This window comes from Amycolatopsis halotolerans, from assembly GCF_042647905.1.
Taxonomy (GTDB): domain Bacteria; phylum Actinomycetota; class Actinomycetes; order Mycobacteriales; family Pseudonocardiaceae; genus Amycolatopsis; species Amycolatopsis halotolerans.
In genome coordinates, this window is sequence record NZ_JBHRWI010000023.1 from 15,914 (window position 1) to 33,875 (window position 17,962).

The 17,962-nt window shown below is 65.9% G+C and carries 10 protein-coding genes and 1 pseudogene; 8 read left to right on the forward strand and 3 right to left on the reverse strand.

Features of this window, described 5'->3' with window-relative positions; genetic code table 11:
* The first annotated feature begins 63 nt into the window (after positions 1-63).
* From ACFORO_RS20230 to ACFORO_RS20260, 7 genes and pseudogenes are all read left to right on the forward strand, one after another.
* Positions 64-4,113 (forward strand): Eco57I restriction-modification methylase domain-containing protein, encoded by a 4,050-nt coding sequence (locus tag ACFORO_RS20230; RefSeq protein ID WP_377875775.1) that lies wholly within the window; start codon positions 64-66, stop codon positions 4,111-4,113.
* Positions 4,113-7,970, forward strand: coding sequence for a DISARM system helicase DrmA (drmA, locus tag ACFORO_RS20235; protein WP_377875777.1), 3,858 nt, complete (start codon positions 4,113-4,115; stop codon positions 7,968-7,970). The genes ACFORO_RS20230 and drmA overlap by 1 nt, the downstream gene beginning before the upstream one ends.
* Positions 7,967-9,865: a DrmB family protein gene (gene drmB, locus ACFORO_RS20240; RefSeq protein WP_377875779.1), complete on the forward strand. Its 1,899-nt coding sequence runs from the start codon at positions 7,967-7,969 to the stop codon at positions 9,863-9,865. Before drmA ends, drmB begins: the two co-directional genes overlap by 4 nt.
* Positions 9,862-10,635 (forward strand): DISARM system phospholipase D-like protein DrmC, encoded by a 774-nt coding sequence (gene drmC, locus ACFORO_RS20245; protein WP_377875781.1) that lies wholly within the window; start codon positions 9,862-9,864, stop codon positions 10,633-10,635. The genes drmB and drmC overlap by 4 nt, the downstream gene beginning before the upstream one ends.
* The gene (locus tag ACFORO_RS20250) at positions 10,635-12,215 is read left to right on the forward strand and encodes a protein kinase domain-containing protein (RefSeq protein ID WP_377875783.1); all 1,581 of its coding nucleotides are present in this window, start codon (positions 10,635-10,637) and stop codon (positions 12,213-12,215) included. The genes drmC and ACFORO_RS20250 overlap by 1 nt, the downstream gene beginning before the upstream one ends.
* A 1-nt stretch (position 12,216) precedes the next feature.
* The gene (locus ACFORO_RS20255; RefSeq protein ID WP_377875785.1) at positions 12,217-14,307 is read left to right on the forward strand and encodes a UvrD-helicase domain-containing protein; all 2,091 of its coding nucleotides are present in this window, start codon (positions 12,217-12,219) and stop codon (positions 14,305-14,307) included.
* Positions 14,308-14,468: 161 nt separating this feature from the next.
* Positions 14,469-14,714 (forward strand): annotated as a pseudogene (locus ACFORO_RS20260) (helix-turn-helix domain-containing protein); the annotation flags it as partial.
* A gap of 52 nt (positions 14,715-14,766) precedes the next feature.
* Here ACFORO_RS20260 and ACFORO_RS20265 read toward each other — a convergent pair.
* A complete protein-coding gene (locus ACFORO_RS20265; RefSeq protein ID WP_377896613.1) occupies positions 14,767-15,084 on the reverse strand; it encodes a hypothetical protein in 318 nt (105 codons plus the stop codon).
* A complete protein-coding gene (locus ACFORO_RS20270) occupies positions 14,979-15,953 on the reverse strand; it encodes an aldehyde dehydrogenase family protein (RefSeq protein WP_377896612.1) in 975 nt (324 codons plus the stop codon). Before ACFORO_RS20270 ends, ACFORO_RS20265 begins: the two co-directional genes overlap by 106 nt.
* Here ACFORO_RS20270 and ACFORO_RS20275 point away from each other — a divergent pair.
* Positions 15,886-16,107: a hypothetical protein gene (locus tag ACFORO_RS20275; RefSeq protein ID WP_377875799.1), complete on the forward strand. Its 222-nt coding sequence runs from the start codon at positions 15,886-15,888 to the stop codon at positions 16,105-16,107. The two genes, ACFORO_RS20270 and ACFORO_RS20275, sit on opposite strands and share 68 nt — an antisense overlap.
* 21 nt (positions 16,108-16,128) lie before the next feature.
* Here the strand turns inward: ACFORO_RS20275 and ACFORO_RS20280 are convergent, their stop codons facing one another.
* The gene (locus tag ACFORO_RS20280; RefSeq protein WP_377875789.1) at positions 16,129-17,409 is read right to left on the reverse strand and encodes an MFS transporter; all 1,281 of its coding nucleotides are present in this window, start codon (positions 17,407-17,409) and stop codon (positions 16,129-16,131) included.
* Positions 17,410-17,962: the final 553 nt, after the last annotated feature.

A 17,962-nucleotide genomic window follows, 5' to 3' on the forward strand; every position in this document is an offset into this window, starting at 1 on the left:
GACAACCACCGTACTCGACTTCGCACCCCGGCACCCCGCTGCCCTGTCTGCCTGGGTAAGCTGATGAGCTCTGGCACCAGGCAAAGACTGACCCGCCAGCGTCGTGCGTCCGGGGATGCACAGCAACATCGCGACTGGCTGGGCATGATCGATGTCGAAGGCCCGTTCCTGTCGCTGCCCGTACTTCGGAAGGCGTGGCCGACGCTCGAGTCGTTGGACAAGCCAGCTCGCGATCGACTACGGCTCGAGCACAAGGTGTGGCAAGCCGATCCGGCCAACCGGCAACGTGCGTGGATCGAGTATGTCCTCGGTGAGCTTCTCGGCTGGGAGGACGCTCTGCGGTGGGCGGGTACGGACGGATTCGCGTCGCTGGCGATCGATGTTCCCGAGCACGAAGCCCGCGTAGTGCCAACGTTCGCACTGGTCCGCCCCGGCAAGGAAGCCGAACCGGCTTTCGCGGAACTGGTGGGTCTGGTCTGCCCGCCCGGTCAGCACCCCGGCGAGCGAATCGCCGATGACGACTGGGCGGCGAACTCGGTCGATCGCCTGGTGCACTTGTGCCGCAGACGCGAAATTCAGCTCGGCCTTGTCACAGACGGCCGGTGGTGGACTCTGGTGTGGGCTCGGAACGGTAAAGTCGCCACCACCGCAACGTTCGATGCCATCGGCTGGCCAGATGCTGCCGAGCGCGAAGTGGTGCGCGCCTTCGTCTCTCTGCTGTCCCGACGACGGTTCTTCGGAGTGCCGGAATCGGACAAGATCGTCGCATTGCTGGCCGCGAGCGAAGGTTCCCAGGAGGAGATCACCGAGACGCTCGGTGTGCAAGTCCGTCAAGCCGTCGAGCTCCTTGTGTCAGCGATCGGTCGCGCGGACACGGCGCAACGGGAACGGGGCGAGGCCGGATTGACGGGTGTGGACGCCAAGGACGTTTACCGCGCCGCGGTCACCGTCATGATGCGCATCGTCTTTCTCCTGTTCGCCGAAGAGCGCAAGATGCTGCCCTCGGACAATGAGCTTTACGCGTCTTCCTACTCGGTCGGGCGGCTGTGCGGGGATCTTGAGCGGCGCGCGTTGGAGTCCAGCGAGGACGATCTGGAGCACAGCTTCGCGGCGTGGCATCGGCTTCTCGCGTTGTTCGAGGCCGTCTACTATGGAATCGACCACCCTCGACTGACGATGAATCCGCATGACGGATCTCTATTCGACACCACGTCTGCCACCTGGTTCCCGCACTCAATCGATGACCGGACGATCCTGCACATGCTCCGTGCGGTGCAGTTTATCGAGGCGGGCACCGGGAGCACCCGCGAACGACGCAAGCTCTCGTTCCGCGAACTACAGGTCGAGCAAATCGGCTACGTCTACGAGGGACTCCTCGCCCACGACGGGTTCCGCGCCGGCGAGGTCACCGTCAGCTTGATCGGCAAGCAGGGCTACGAGCAAGAGGTTGCACTTGCCGACCTCGAAGCGCTCGCCGCTGAGTCAGCGACGGCGTCCGCCTTGGGTTCCCGGCTCTCACAAGAGTACAAAGCTTCCGGCATCGGCTCGCCACGCGTTCTGGAGCGCAAGCTCGCACCACTCGCCGCTGTGGAACGCGAGGACGCGCGCAGGAGATTGCTGGCAGCAACCCGTGGCGACAACGAGCTCGCCGACCGGCTCATGCCCTTCGCGCGACTCATCCGCGACGACCTTCGTGGTCTGCCCATCGTGATCCGGCCGGGCGAACTGTTCGTCACCGACTCCCCGCTGCGACGGCTGACGGGAACCCACTACACACCGCGGCACCTGGCCGAGCTTGTCGTCAAAGACGCCCTCGAGCCGTTGGTCTATTCGCCGGGGCCCCTGCAGACGAATGACCGCACCAAGTGGGTTCTGAAGCGCAGTAACGACATCCTCGCTCTCAAGGTCGCCGACATCGCGATGGGTTCCGGAGCGTTCCTGGTGTCCGCGGCACATTTTTTAGCGGAACGTCTCGTCGAAGCGTGGACCCGGGAGGACGACGAACAAGCGTTGCTCTCCCGGCTTTCCCGCGCTGTCGGAGACACCGACGAGGATCCCGTGATCATCAAGGCGCGACGGCAGGTGATCGAACACTGCCTCTACGGGGTGGACATCAATCCCAGCGCTGTCGAGATCACAAAGGTTTCCTTGTGGCTGATCTCCATGGACCCCGATCTTCCCTTCACCTTCCTGGACGACCGGCTCAAGACCGGCGACTCGCTACTCGGCATCAGGTCGCTGGACCAGCTCTGGCACATGCACCTCAATCCGGAACAGGGTCGAAAGCTGCACCATGACCTCTTTCAGTGGGTCGCGCCGGGCCAGGCTCTCATGTCCAAGGTCGCGGACATTCGGCGACAGGTTATCGAGATCGATGTCCGGGACAATCCTCTCGTCCGGCTCGCCGAAAAACGCAAGCTCCTCGAAGAAATTCACAAGGACACAGCCGAACTGCGGCGCAACGCCGATCTCCTGGTCGCGTCAGCGCTGGCGAACGCCAAACGGGAATCACGAGGTATGTCGAACGGCGCGGTAGAAGCGGCTCGGCTGTCGCACAACAGACTGCGCGATCTCGAAGAAGACCACGCTGCGGCCCAAGCGCACCGATGGTTGTCGACCGACGAGCCGGAGATCGGGTTCGGGCGCAGACCATTCCACTGGCCACTCGAATTCCCCGAGGTCTTTGACGACCGGGGCGGGTTCGACGCCATCATCGGCAACCAGCCGTACCTGGGTGGCCAGAAGCTCACCGGCGCGCTCGGCGAAGCTTACCGGGAGTATCTCGTCCACACGCTCGCCCACGGCGTACGTGGCAGCGCCGACCTCATCGCATACTTCCTCCTGAGATCTGCCGAGCTCATCAACGACACCGGCACACTCGGCCTAGTCGCCACCAACACCCTGACGCAGGGCAGCACTCGACGGGTAGGACTCGACCAGGCCGCAACAAACGGCTTGACCATTTACAACCCAATCAAAAGCATGCCTTGGCCATCACGAAGCTCCGTGCTGGAGTGCTGCGTCGTCTGGGCATCGCGTACGAACGTCAGGTCAACTATCGGGTTGACAGCAGGGCTCGAACCTTCCTCGCGAGTGATCGCTCCGCCCAGAAAATTAGCAATCAACGGAGGGATCTCATTTCAGGGTTCGAATATTCTTGGTCTTGGATTCACGATGTCCCCGCCGGAAGCCGAGAGGTTGATCGGACGCGATCCGAAGAATAGCGAAGTACTCTTCCCTTACCTCAACGGCCAGGACCTCAACTCCGATCCGGGCTGCGCGGCCAGCCGGTGGGTCATCAACTTCCACGACTGGACAGAAAGCCGCGCGAAATCCTACTCCGAGTGCTACGACCAGGTTCTACGTCTGGTCCGACCGGTAAGAGACAAGAACAACGACAAGCGCCGCCGCGATCTCTGGTGGCGGTTCACACGTCCTGCCCCAGAACTATACGCGGCGATCGCAGGGCTGGCCCGAGTCGTAGTAATCACGCTCGTAAGCAAGACGGTGATGCCTGTGATGGTTCCAACCAGCCAGGTCTTCGCACATAAGCTGGCAGTCTTCGCCACCGATGACATGGCGATGCTCGCACTCCTGTCCAGCGGCCCACACTATTGGTGGACGGTCCGTCGAAGTTCGACGATGAAGACAGACATCAACTATTCGCCAAGCGATGTCTTCGAGACTTTGCCGCTGCCACCACTCACTGACGAACTCCGTCAGCTCGGCGACCGGCTCGACTCCTACCGACGCGATGTGATGCTCTCCCGCCAGACCGGCCTGACCAAGACTTACAACCTCGTCTTCAATCCTGATTGTCACGACGAGGACATCAAGGAACTCCGCCGCATCCATTGCGAGATCGACGAAGCCACCATTCGCGCCTACGACTGGCAGGACCGCGTCACGGCCGTCGGCGGTCTCGACCACGGCTTTCACCAGGTCGGCCGCGAGACCCGCTACACCATCGGCCCCGCAGCCCAGCGCGAAATCCTCGATAGTCTGCTCGAACTAAACCACGAACGCTACGCCAAAGAAGTCGCGAAAGGCCTCCACACCCAGAAACGACGCTCTGGCAAGATCAAGAAGACAACCGAAGGGGGTATCTTCTGATGGGCTCAGACGCCCTCTTCCCTGACCCACGCGGCGAGCAAAACGCACCGGGCACATCCGGTGCCGTGCCGGAAACGCCCGCACCGCTGGACACCCCGCAGACCTTCGGCGACAGCACGTCGTTCGCTGTGCGCGACGAGTTCCAATCGCTGGTCGAACGCGACCTGCTTGGACCGTGGGACGGTGCTGCCGAGGAGTTCCGGCCGCGTGCGATGGGGCCCCGAGAGCGGTATCTGGTAGGCATGCTCGGTCCCAAGACAGCACCGAAGACGACGGCGGAAACCGCCGATTCGGTCACCGACACCGACGTCGGCGTGCACGGCGATGCCAAGGGCGAGGACGGCGCCGAGTTGCCGGAGATCCTGACACCACAAGCCCTGGGGCGTCTGTGGGCGTCGTCGATGGGCCTGTACTTCTGCGTCTCCGCGGACACCGATGTGCTCGCGGTGACCGCGTCCTGGGGGCGCTATTTCACACACGAGACCGAAGACACCGAGGGCCGCAAACGCACGGCGTGGGCGCGGGAACCGGTCGAGTTCGAACGGGAGCTTCGCCTTGACGGGGAGCAGGACTACAAGGTTCCGCTCACCACCACCGACCTCACTCAGCCCGGCGTGTACCTCTCGGTCGCGATCCGCACGCACGACAAGCGGCGCACCGTCAACGTGACGCTGGTGAACGGACAACAGGAGCCGCAGTCGAAAGCCGACGTCGCGTGGATCTTCCAGACCAAGCTGACCGTGACCGCGCTCGACGGCGGGAGCCCCGTGTTCCTGCCGATCGACGATCCGATGACCGATGCCAACCCCGCCGTCGAAGACCGCGAAGACCTCCACCTGCGGTTGCTCTACCGCGATCAGCTCAAGTTCGCGACCGGCCAGAACATCGCCGTGCACGCGCACGCCGACCGCCAGCTGCGCCGTGCGCACAAGCTGGAAACGCAGTGGCTGCCCACCTACAACGTGCCCGCGACCATCGCTCAGGTCGGCCCCGGGACTCCGCTGGAAGGCGCCGAGCTGTCCATGGACGCCCTTGCTGAGGCGTCCCCGGAACGACTTCGTGCGGGTCTCGCACCTCTTGTCGACGCTTACGCCACCTGGCTGAACGAATGCGAAACTGAGATCGCCACCCTGCCCGGCGCTTTGCAGGAGGCGGCCGAGGCTGCGCTATTCCGGGCGCGTACGGCGCATCGCCGCGTCAGTGCCGGCATCGCTCTGCTCACCGACCCGGGCCAGCCCCGGCACGCGGAGGCGCTTCAAGCGTTCCGCTTCGCCAATCGTGCCATGGCACTGCAGCGGCGCCACACCGAAATCTCCCGGCTCCGCGAGAACCCCGACGTCAGCTACGCCGAGGCCGATGCCGAGGTGCAGGCGCTGGGCGCGGGAGCCGCATCGTGGCGGCCCTTCCAGCTGGCATTCGTCCTGCTGAACCTCCCCTCCATCACCGACCCCGACCACCCCGAACGCGCGGCCGACCCGGACGCCACCGTCGACCTGCTGTTCTTCCCCACCGGTGGCGGCAAGACCGAGGCCTACCTCGGCCTGACCGCCTACACTTTTGCTATCCGCCGCCTGCAAAGCGTGGTCGGCACGGCCGAGGCCGCGCGAAGCGGGCTGGCCGGCGTCGCGGTGCTGATGCGCTACACCCTCCGTCTGCTCACCGCGCAACAATTCCAGCGCGCCGCGGCGCTCGTGTGTGCAGCCGAGGTGATCCGGCGCGAGGATGTGCCAAGCTGGGGTGCCGAGCCGTTCCGCATCGGGCTGTGGGTCGGCGGCTCGGTCTCCCCCAACTATTTCGACCAGGCCCGCGACCAGATCGCCGAGGCTCGCGAGGCAGGGCAGGGCAAACGGGCCAACGTGCTGCAGACACTGTCCTGTCCCTGGTGCGGGACCAAGCTCGAAGCGCATCGTGACCTGTACCCCGACGAGGACACCCGGCGCATCCTGCTCCACTGCCCGAACGCGGAAGGCGCAACGGCCTGCCCGTTCTCCCGAACCCAGTCGGACGAGGGGCTGCCGATTCTGACGGTGGACGAGGAGATCTACCGGTACGCGCCGAGCCTGGTCATCGCGACCGTGGACAAGCTCGCACAGCTGCCGTGGCGTGGATACGCCGGCATTCTCTTCGGCCGTGTCCGCGAATATTGCCCCCGGCATGGATACCGCCACGACGACCTCGACGAGCGCACCCAGTGCAAAGCCAAACACAACAAGAAGAACAAGCTCCCTGCCGTGGTCAGCCAGCCGGTACCACGGCTGCGGCCGCCCGACCTCATCATCCAGGACGAGCTGCACCTGATCTCCGGATCGCTCGGCACCACCGTCGGCCTCTTCGAAGCTGCGGTGGACGAATTGTGCACGTGGACCACCCCGAGCGGCAACGAGGTGGGTCCGAAGATCGTGGCTTCCACCGCGACAACCAAGCGGGCTCGTGAACAGGTGCGCGGAGTGTTCGGACGCGACCTGGAGATCTTCCCGCCACAGGTCACCGACGTCGCCGACACGTTCTTCTCCAAGCAGGTGCCCGTCTCGGAAACCAACCCCGGGCGCCGCTACCTGGGAATCTGCGCCCACGGCGTCCGCCTGAAGTCCGCCGAGATCCGGCTCTCGGAAATCCTGCTCCTGGCAGGTCAGACGATGTTCGACAGCTACGGTGCACCAGCCGATCCGTACCTGACGCTCGTGGGCTACTTCAGCTCGACCCGTGAGCTGGCCGGCATGCGCCGTTTCCTAGACGACGACGTGGCCACCCGAGTACGCCGGCATGGGCGCAGCAAGGGCCTCGCCGACCGGATCGTCGGGTCCACGGCCATGCTCGCCATTCAGGAGCTCACATCCCGCATCTCGTCCGGCGATATCAGCGACGTGCTCAAACGGCTGGAGATCGGGTTCGACCCCGACATCGACACCACCGCACGGCGACGCGCGATCAACCAGAACCTCAGCGACGTGATCAGCGCCAACCGCGGCAAGTCCATCCGCAGCAAAGACCGGCTCGAACCCCATCCGCTGGCGCGACGCATGACGGACCGGCGTCAGGGTGACCGCGTACCGGTCGACGTCGTCCTTGCGACGTCGATGCTGCAGGTCGGCGTCGACGTCTCCCGGTTCGGCCTGATGGTGGTGACCGGACAGCCGAAGAACACCGCAGAGTACATCCAGGCATCTTCCCGCGTCGGTCGTGACGCGCGGCGGCCTGGCCTCGTCGTCACCCTCTACAACTGGTCACGCCCACGCGACCTCGCTCACTTCGAAGATTTCGAGCACTACCACGCCACGTTCTACCGCCAAGTGGAAGCGCTGTCCGCCACGCCCTACACCCGACGATCCCTGGACCGTGGCACCACCGCCACATTCGTCGCGGCTGTCCGCAACATGGCCGAACGGAACTCCCGCAACACCGATGCGCACGACGTCGACCTCGACGACACCATGATCGACCGGCTCACCGCGCGCATGCTGGCGCGGGCCGAGCGGATAGGCGGCGAGCGTGGCCGCGATTATCTCAGCGAACGGATCAAACGATTCGTCGACATCTGGACCCAGGCGAAGACCGCGGCCACCCGGCTCGGTTACGAGAAAGCGACCTTCCGCAAGCAGCATCTGCTGGGGCTGTTGACCAAGCCCGGCGAAGGCAAATGGCGCGACACCACGGTAGGCCTCTCGATGCGGGAAACGGAGAACGAGATCAACCTCCTGTTGCCTGGCGGAGGTGAGTTCTTCGACCCGCAGTACAACGCGCCGGACTGGTCGTTCTCGCCTCAGGATGGAGAGACCACCGACGACGACGCCCCCGAGGGCGACGAGATGGGCGACTCTGCCTTGCCCGAAACCGGCGGAAGGCGAGGAACGAAATGACCGTGCAGTACCGGCGGCGCGTCGGTGCCGTCCGCCCCAGCCACCTGATGTTCACCACCGGGGTGGGCGCGCTTGTCGATCTGCCCAACTTCTCGGTGCTGGTCAGCGGTCTGGACGACTGGCGATACGACAACGTGCCCGAATGGGAACCGATCGCCGAGCCGCGGCTGCTCGCTGCGGTGAAGACCCACCACGGCATGCGCTTCGTCGAACAGCTGAAGCCCGCTCCCTGGATGCCGGGAACCGATACCGAACCCAGCGGCCCGGCCGCCCGCGTCGGCGTTCCCATCATGCCCTTCCCAACCTGGTTGCGGTGCACAGCCTGCAATGAGCTGGGACCGCTGGACTCGCGGGTGTTCGGGTTCGAGAACGTCCTTCCCAAGAGGCCGCATGATGCGCGGTTCTTCCATGACGCATGCGGCAAGAAGCGCTCAGGCAAGAAACCCCTAGCGGTACCCGCCCGATTCGTTCTCGCTTGCACCGAGGGGCATCTCGACGACTTCCCGTACGCGCATTTCGTGCACCAAGGCAGCGCGTGCCCCAAGGCGAGCCACCCGCGCATGCAGATGGACGACCGTGGCGGGAACATCGGCGCGAACGTCGAGATCCGCTGCCTGAGCTGCGGCGAACGCCGCAACATGCGCCAGGCCACCGGTGTGCGGAACCTTCCCAACCTGCCACGGTGCCGCGGCCGCCACGCGCACCTCGGCATCTTCGAACCCGAAGGATGCGACCAGGATCCCAAGGTGCTCGTCGTCGGGGCCTCGAACCAGTGGTTCCCTCAGGTGTATTCCGTGATCGCTGTCCCGCGCAGCGGGGCCAGCGAGCTGGAAGCCAAGATCGAGCAGCATTGGGATCCGGTCTCGCCGGTCCCCAAGGCGATGTATCCCTACGCCAGGGACAACGTGCCCGCCTTCCGTGAGCTCAGCAAGTGGTCCGACGACGAGATCGAAGCAGCGGTCGCGGCGGTTCGCGCCAGCAAGGAGAGCGCGCAGGACCCACAACCCCAGGGTTATCCCGACCTGCGCACTGCGGAGTGGGACGTGTTCTCCGCCAGGCAGCTGCCCGAACCGACCGACGACTTCGCACTCCGCCGCGACCCGAATGGAGTTCCCGAGCCGCTGAAAGCGATCTTTGGCGACGTCGTTCAGGTTGAACGGCTCCGCGAGGTGCGCGCGTTGGTCGCCTTCACGCGACTCGACGCGCCGGATCCCGAAGACCCCGAGCTCGTCTCCCCCGCACCGCTCGCGCGAGAAACACCGAAGTGGGTGCCGGCCAGCGAGGTGCGCGGTGAGGGCATCTTCCTGAACATTCCGGAACAGGTACTCAGCGACTGGGAGAGCCGCATCGCCGGATCGAGCGCGCTCACGCACCATCGCGATGCCTACGCCGAGTTCCGCAAGAACCGGTACTCGGACCGGATTCCCGGCTCATTCGATCCGATGCGCAATTGGCCGGGCGCGCGGTATATCGCCTTGCACACGTTGTCACACCTGCTGCTCCGGACGATCGCACTCGATTGCGGTTACAGCGCCGCGAGCCTGTCCGAACGGGTGTACGCGGGTACCGAGGACGACCCGCGGACCGGAATCCTGATCTACACGGCGGTACCGGACGCTGAGGGAAGCCTTGGTGGTCTGGTGTCCCAAGCCGAGCCCGAGCGCCTCGTACCCCTGGTCCGGCGGGCGTTGAACGAGGGCATGACCTGCTCGTCGGATCCGCTCTGCAAGGAACGGCTTCCCCAACCGCCTGCGGACTACCTGCACGGGGCCGCCTGCCATGTCTGCCTGTTCCTGTCGGAGACAACCTGCGAGCGCGGTAACCGCTTTCTGGACCGGCGGTTCGTCCTGCCGATCGACGACCCAGCGCTCGCCCTGTTCCCGGACCTGCCGTGACGTCGTTCGAACAGGTCGCCGCGGCATCGGCGTCGGAGCTCGGGTCCGCGACCCTGCGTGGTGTGGCCGAACGTCTTCGCGCCGGTTGGCCATCAGGTGCGATTCTCGACTGGCTCGGCCATCCCTTCGCCGACGCAGCGACGCCGCTGCTCGCTGCCCACGAGAAGTCGGGCATGGCTTCCGGTGAGGCCGCGGCGTTCCTCCGCGGCCTCGCGACCGGGCACGAGCACCTGACCTCCGCGGTCACTGTGGAGACCGTCTGGAGTGGACCGAGCAGCCATACCGTGCCCGTGCGGGCCACCGCACAGGCTCTTGTGGAGGTGATCAAAACCGCGGAGCACGAACTGGTGCTGATGACCTACTCCGCCAAACCCCACGACGACATCCGCTCCGCGCTCGAGGACGCGGTGGCGCGTGGTGTCGAGGTGTCGGCGGTGGTCGAGACATTGCAAGGTGCAGGCAGCGCACTCGCCGGGTCCGAACCCGCCGCGGCGTTTGCCAAGATTTCCGGCGTCGTCCTCTGGCATTGGCCGGTCCTCCAACGAACCGAGCCCGGGTCGAAGATGCACGCGAAGCTGGCCATCGCCGACCGCCGTGTCCTGCTCGTCTCCAGCGCGAACCTGACGCAGTCCGGGGTCGCCAAGAACATCGAGGCGGGGCTGCTCGTCCGCGGCGGCAACGCGCCCCGCCGGGTCGCCGAGCACATCGACGAACTGAAGTCCAGGAAGGTCCTGGACCGATTGTCCGTGAGCACCGGCGGGACGTTCTGATGCCGGGGCAAGGAGGAGATAGGCCCAGCCGCACGGTCCTCAACGGACGTTACGAGCTGACGCCGCTGCCCCTCGCGCGGGGCGGAATGGGTGAGGTGTGGGAGGGCCGTGACACGAAACTCGACCGCGAGATCGCGGTCAAGTTCATCCGGTGCCCCGATGGCACCCCCGACGACGAGCTGGTGCACCGGTTCGTTCGGGAATCGCGCATCACGGCCCGCTTGCAGCATCCCGGTGTGCCTGCGGTATTCGATGTCGGCACCCACGAGGGGCGTCCGTTCCTGGTGATGCAACGCATTCATGGCATGAGCGTCGCTGACCTGATGGCCGAACGCGGCACCCTGCCTGTTGGCTGGTGCGCCTCGATCGCCGCCCAGACGTGCGCAGTGCTCATCGTCGCGCACCAGGCATCGCTGGTCCACCGCGACCTGAAGCCCGCCAACCTCATGCTCGAACCTGACGGCACCGTCAAGGTTCTCGACTTCGGCCTTGCCGTCGCCCTCGACATGGCCGACGCGTCACAGATCACCCGCTCCGGACAGACGATCGGGACACCCGCGTACATGGCTCCCGAACAGGTGCTCGCCGCCATGAGCGGACCGCGGAGTGACCTCTACACACTCGGCTGCACCTTGTTCGAGATGCTCACCGGGCAGCAGGTGTTCGGCGGGCCCACCGCATACGCTGTGATGAACAAGCAGGTGGACGAGCGCCCTCCCGCGGTGACTCCATTGCGACCGGACACCCCGCGTGCGCTGGCACAGCTGATCGATGAACTGCTGGAGAAGAAGCCGGAGGACCGGCCGGCGGACGCGCGATCCGTGTATGAACGGCTGCTTCCCTTTGTGCGGGATCTTGGGCCCATTCCTGGAGCGCTGACTCCGCCGGCGGTTCCGAGTCCGCTACGGATGTATGCGTCGGTCGTGAGCAGGGCCTTCGACACCACCATCGCCACCGGCAGCTCCACGACGCCCACGGCGCCAGTCCCCACAGCCGCCGAGCGTCCACCAGCGAGCCGGCCGGACGTCGGCCAGGCCCGCCGCGAGGCTGGATCCCTGATCAAGCAGTCGCGTTACGCGCAGGCCGCGCAGGTTCTCGAAGGCGCAGTCCACGCCTCGCTCGTAACCTCGGACCCTACCGGCGAGGGGGTTTTCCCACTGCGCCTGGAGTGGGCGAATGTCCTCTTCGAAGGCGGTGAGTACCGGCGCGCCGCGCCGGCCTACCGCGACCTGGCACGTGATTTCACGAAGAAGGACGGCCCGGACTCCGAACTCGTGTTCCGCTGCCGCCTGCAGGAGGCGACCTGCCTGGCCCTGATCGGCGACACCAGCCTCGCATTGCGCTCGCTGGAAGGCTTGCTCTCCGACGAGCAACGGGTCTTCGGAGCGGATGACTCCCGGCCGCTGGAGCTACGCCGCCAGATCGGGCTGCTTCACCTGGCAGGCGGTCAACGCGACGAGGCCACGCGTACCCTCTCCCGGCTGCTCGACGACCTGATCCGGGTTCAAGGGCCAACTCATCCATCGGTGTCGAAGGTGCGCGATCTGCTGAGCGGGATACCGCAAGAGGGAGGGCGTTGACATGGCGAAACTGGGGATCGACAAGGAATTCCTTCGCGAATTCAGCAAGCTCGAGAAGACCGTGCAACAACGGGTGCTGGAATCGTTCGGCAAGTTCGAGGCTGCCACCCACGCCGGCGCGCACCTGGAGAAGATCACCAACGCCCGCGACGACCACTTCCGCACGATCAGGATCGACCAGTTCTGGCGCGGTGTCGTGCTCGCGCCGGAATCCGGGGACAGCTACACGCTGCTCAAGGTATTGCCGCACGACGACGCCTACGCATGGGCGCAACGGAGGACCGCGTCGGTGAACGCCGCGACCGGGCGGATCGAGATCCGCGACACCGAAGCAATCGACGCCACGCTCCCCGCGCTGTCGCAGATGGCCGCGAACGCTCCGGCCCGTCTCTTCGACGGTGTCAAGGACGCGGAACTGCGCAAACTGGGACTCGACGAGCAGACCTTGCAGTTCGCGCGGGCGTTGACCGACCCGGTCCAGCTTGACGCCTCCAAGTCGTTCCTGCCGCAGAACCAGTGGGACGTGTTGTACGGCCTGGCGGCGGGGCTCTCACCGGAGGAGGTGTGGGCCGAGGTCGGCGCGTTCGCAGCAGCGGGCGAGGTCGACACCTCCGACATCGGCGCAGCGGTTGAGCGCAGCACGGACCGCGTGGTGTTGGTGGACGGCCCCGGGGAACTGATGGCCGTGTTCGAGTGGCCCTTTGACCTTTGGCGGATCTACCTGCACCCGCAGCAACGCCGTCTGGCCGAAGCTTCGTTCTCCGGACCGGCGCAGGTGAAGGGCGGGCCGGGCACCGGCAAGACCGTCGTAGCCCTGCACCGTGCGCACAACCTGGCTCAGGCCGGGGCGGGGCGGATACTTGTCACCACCTACATCTCCACTCTCCCGGCGACGTTGAGTGCAGGACTCAAGCTCTTGGCGGACTCGCCCGGCGTCCTCGACCACATCGACATCCGCCACGTCGACCAGCTTTCACACCAGATCTACCGGGAACAGCACGGGGCGCCCTTGCTGCTGCGGGCCGATCAAGAAAAGGAGTTGTGGCGCTCGGCGGCGCGAAAAGCGGGCGCGCCCTTCAGCGAGGCGTTCCTGGCCGAGGAGTGGCGCCAGGTCGTGCTTGCCCAGGAAGTGACCGATGCCGATGACTATCGCGCCGCCGATCGCACGGGTCGCGGACACAGGCTCGGAGCCCGGCAGAAGGCCCAAGTGTGGCAGGTGATTTGGGAATTCCAGCAAGAGCTGCGTCGTCGCAACCTCTCGACGCATGAGACTGTGTGCACCGAGGCAACACGTCTTCTCGACGACCGGCTCGAGAAACCCTACCGCCACATCGTGGTGGACGAGGCACAGGATCTCAGCCCGATGCACTGGCGGCTCCTGCGTTCCGCGGCGCCCCAGGCACCCGACGATCTCTTCCTCGCCGGTGACACGCATCAGAGGATCTACAACAGCCGCGTCAGCTTCCGAGACGTCGGCATCGCCATAGCGGGACGCTCCAGCAAGTTGAACATCAACTACCGGACGACCGCTGAGATTCTGGCTTGGAGCCTCGGCCTGATGCGTGGCGAACGGATCGACGACATGGATGGCGGGCTCGATTCCATCGCGGGCTGCCGGTCCGACGTGCACGGCATGACGCCCGAACTCAAGGGCTTCGGCAACTGGGACGCCGAACTCGCCAATCTGACGACGACCGTCACCGACTGGATCGACGCGGGCGTGCGCCCAGCCGAGATCGGGATCGCCGCCCGGTCGAACTATCTGGTCACCGCCACCGTGGCTTCCCTCGGCAAGGACGGCATACCGGCGCGTGCACTGGCCAGCACATCGGCCAGGGAGGATGCGGTGTCGGTAGGAACCATGCACCGCATGAAAGGTCTCGAATTCCGCTGTCTCGCGGTCGTCGGAGCCGGGGCACGACAGGTGCCATCGCCCAACGCCGTGACGGCAGCCGGGGAGGACAAAATCACCCATGAACACGACATGCAACGCGAACGCTGCCTGCTGTTCGTCGCCTGCACTCGTGGCCGCGAACAGCTGTCGGTCTCTTGGCACGGAGCTCCGAGCCCGTTCCTGACGGCCCTGACCTGACCACGGATACCCGAGTCGAAAGGTCAATCATGTCCCAAGCTCACCACCATTCTCGACCAGATCGATTCCGGAGCGTCCTGGAGCCACGCTTGAAGCCTGTGGATTTGGTGGGGGCGGACGTACCTACTGTCTCGTAATTCTCTTTGGTTTACGTCGTGTTGATGGTTCATGGTGTTGGCTGGGTGGTGGAGCTGACTGCGGACGAGCACGCCGAGTTGCGAGATTTGGACAATAGCCCCGACGTGCCTGCGACGGTCGGAATTCGGGCGCGGATCGTGTTGTGGCGCGCCGAAGGCCGGCTGAAGAAGGAGATCGCGGACTGGGCGGGCGTGTCGCGGCCGACGGTGGACCTGTGGCTGACCCGCTACGCCGCGGACGGGGTCGCCGGACTGATGGACCACTGTCGCGGGGCGGGCCGCGTGCAGGTGCCGGCCTCGACCCGGCCCCGCGTGCTGGCCCTCACGCACCTCGCCGCCGGTCGAGTCGGGCCTGTCGCACTGGTCGTCGCGGGAAATGGCCGCGTTCCTCGCCCGCACCGAGGGCGTGTCCATCTCGGACCGCCACGTGGCGAAACTGTGGCGAGACAACGGAATCCAACCCCACCGGCAGGGCACCTTCAAGATCAGCAGGGACCCGGAATTCACCGAGAAAGTCGCCGACGTCGTCGTGCTCTACCTCGAGCCGCCCGGCGGCTCGATGCCACCGCAGCACCGTGTCCGGGCTGACCACAAGCCGGAACCGACGCAACACCGCGCGCGACAGCGCCACCAGCAACATCGAGAGGAACATCCGGGTCCTCGAGCCGAAGCCGCGGACGCTGGCCACCGAGCTGTCGCTGCAAGATGGCCAGTTGATGGCGTAGGACCAGGATCTCGACGTCCCTCTCGCGATCGGCCATCGACAGCAGCCGCAACACAGCGAACACTTGGACCACGGCGAGATAGACGAAGCGCACCAGCACGAGACGCGACCATGCCGGACCACGAGCGGCCATCCACCGACAGCTCTTGACCTGCACGGATGCATTTCTCGGCACGTACAACGCCAGCCCGGTCGAGCAGCGCTGCCAGCGCGAGTGCGGTTAACGGGGTCTCGGCCGAGGGCTTGAGCACCGTGGTGCACCCCGTCGCCAAGGCAGGCCCGACCTTGCGAGTCGCCATCGTGGCGGGGAAGTTCCACAACGTCACCAACGCGGTCACGCCTACCGGCTTGAGCACGGTGACGATGTGGTGGCCGCCGCCGGGGCAGGCTGCGTCGTGCCCGCCAGCCGGACGGCTTCCTCCCGAGTACCAGCGGAAAAACTCGGCAGCATAGGAAACCTCGGCGCGCGCACCGACAAGAGCCTTGTCATTTTCGAGGGAGATCAGCACCGCGAGGTCTTCGCGGTGCTCCATCATCAGGTCGAAGGCGCCGCGGAGTAGCGCATTCGCGTCCCACTCATGGTTTTCCCTTGCCGTGCCGTGATCGCGGAGTCGTTCAGGGCCAGGGTTCGCCTTCGTCGAGCACCGGCGCGTCGCGCTGCTGGTCGGCGATGTCGGAGGGGGCGGCGTCCAGCGTCTTCGCGACGCCAGGGACGACGTGGTCGTCGTCGGGTTCGGGGCGTGCCAGGCGCTACCGGTCCTCTTCATCGTGGGCAGGGGCGTCATCGAGCATGGTGCGGCTACCGTGCTGGGCGGTGGTGTGCGGGTGGGCGAGGAGCTGGCGCAGGTCGTCGAGATCGACCTCGTCATGACGGTGGACCGCACTGTTCCTTTGGTCGTCCGCACCGCGCCGACCGCAAACAGCTCTTCCACCGCCTGAGCCCCCAGACCAGGTAAACCATCAAGAACGCACAGCTTGGCCGGCCGGTCGAGAGATTCTGCGGATGGGGCGGCTGAAGAGTCCGGCCGCGGCGCAGATGAGCAGCGCGGCCGTGCACACGAGGGTCCCGGCTCGAGGTCCGAGCGCGTGGGCAACCGATCCGATGATGTTGTTGGTGGCCAACAGGGTCACGCTCTGTATCACCGAGAGGATTGCCTGGACACGAGCGAGATGAGTATCGGGAGCGGCGCTGAGGAGCAGCGGGCTGAGGTGGCTGACGAACATGCCGCTCGCTGCGCCGACACCTGTCGCGCCCGTGATGGCCATGGGCAGCGCCGGCGCGAGGCCGACCGCCAGTTCGCCCACGGCGACCACTGCCAGCGCGAGCGCGGCAACAACGCCGGGGCGGGCGAAGATCCCGCGGCGACTGACGATCAGGGTTACGACGATCGTGCCCATGCTCTGGGCTCCGACCACAAACCCCGCGCCGGTCGAACCCCATCCGTGCTCGCGCGCCAGCAGCGGGATCAGCAGAGCGGCAAAAGGCAGTACGAATCCTGCCGCGCCCGCGACGAGCAACAGTACGGGTCCCAGTCCAGGGGTCCTGACCGCGACCTGGATCCCTTCCCACACCTCGCGCAGGATGTGCTTGCGCTGCGCGGGCGACGGCGGGGTGAACGGCGGACGCACCATCACCAGAACGACCAGCACCACAGCGAAGGTGATCGCGTCGGCCCACGCCGCTGCGGAGAGCCCGGCGAACGCCACCAAGGCACCGCCGACAGGAGCACCGACCAGACCAATCACCTGCGTCCCGCTCTGCCGAAGCGCGACTGCCCGCGGGAGCAGTTCGGGCTCGACGAGCCGGCGGGGCATCGATCCGGACGAGGGCAGGTAGAAGGCGTCGTTCGTGCCGACGATGAGAGCGGCTATCACGAGAATGGCCAACGGCGCTCCAGTTGCCTCCGACACGACAGCCAGTGTTACGGCGACGACCAGCATCACGGCATCACCGATGATCATGACCTGTCGGGCTCCGAGCCGATCGCCGACGGCGCCGCCGAGCAGGAGCAGAATCGTCCGCGGCAGCGCGACCGCCGTCAGAACCCATCCGGCCGCCAGGCCGCCGTGAGCCGAGGCCGCCCACCCCAATGCGAAGTACAAAGCGGCGTCGCCGAGCTGCGACACCAGAGCACCGCCCAGCCAGACGTGAAAAATGCGGGGAAGCACGGTTTTCTCCGCCGTACTGGACGACGCTGTCACTATGAATCTCCCCCAGCGGCGCACGTGCGCGACCGGCATTCCGACCGTCGGAAGCCACCCGCAGCGCGCTCGACCTCGGCTGCAAATACCAAAAGCGACCGATCATATCCACGGCGTGCGGACAGCATTACAGCGAATGGGGCCTCGGGTGGGCCGGGAACCCAAACCGGGACTGTGATGCTTGGCCTGCCTTCGACGTCAGGGGGGATCGTGAACGGCGCGAACTCAGCTTGCGCTGCAACAGCAGCCACCGGGTCGGAACGCCGCAGCTCACCGATCGCCAGTCTCGGACGCGAACAGACGTGACCCAGCTCGACACCCACTCGGCTGCGCACGGCGTCATTCCGCTGCCTTTGGTAGGTCGCTGCAAACGTGTGGGGGTTCCAAAAGTCAGTGACCGACCCTGACCAGTAGCTATGCGCGGCCCGTTCGTACTCGTTGATCAGGCCTCCGAGAAGCCGCTCTCGCTTGATCCGCTGAGAGTCGAGGTTCGCCACCGGACAGGTCGGCCGCGGTGGGGGGAAGCTCGCGGGGCCGATGCGGCCGTCGACCGTTGCAGCGCCGGACGTACTCGGCGAGCGCGGCGCGCAGA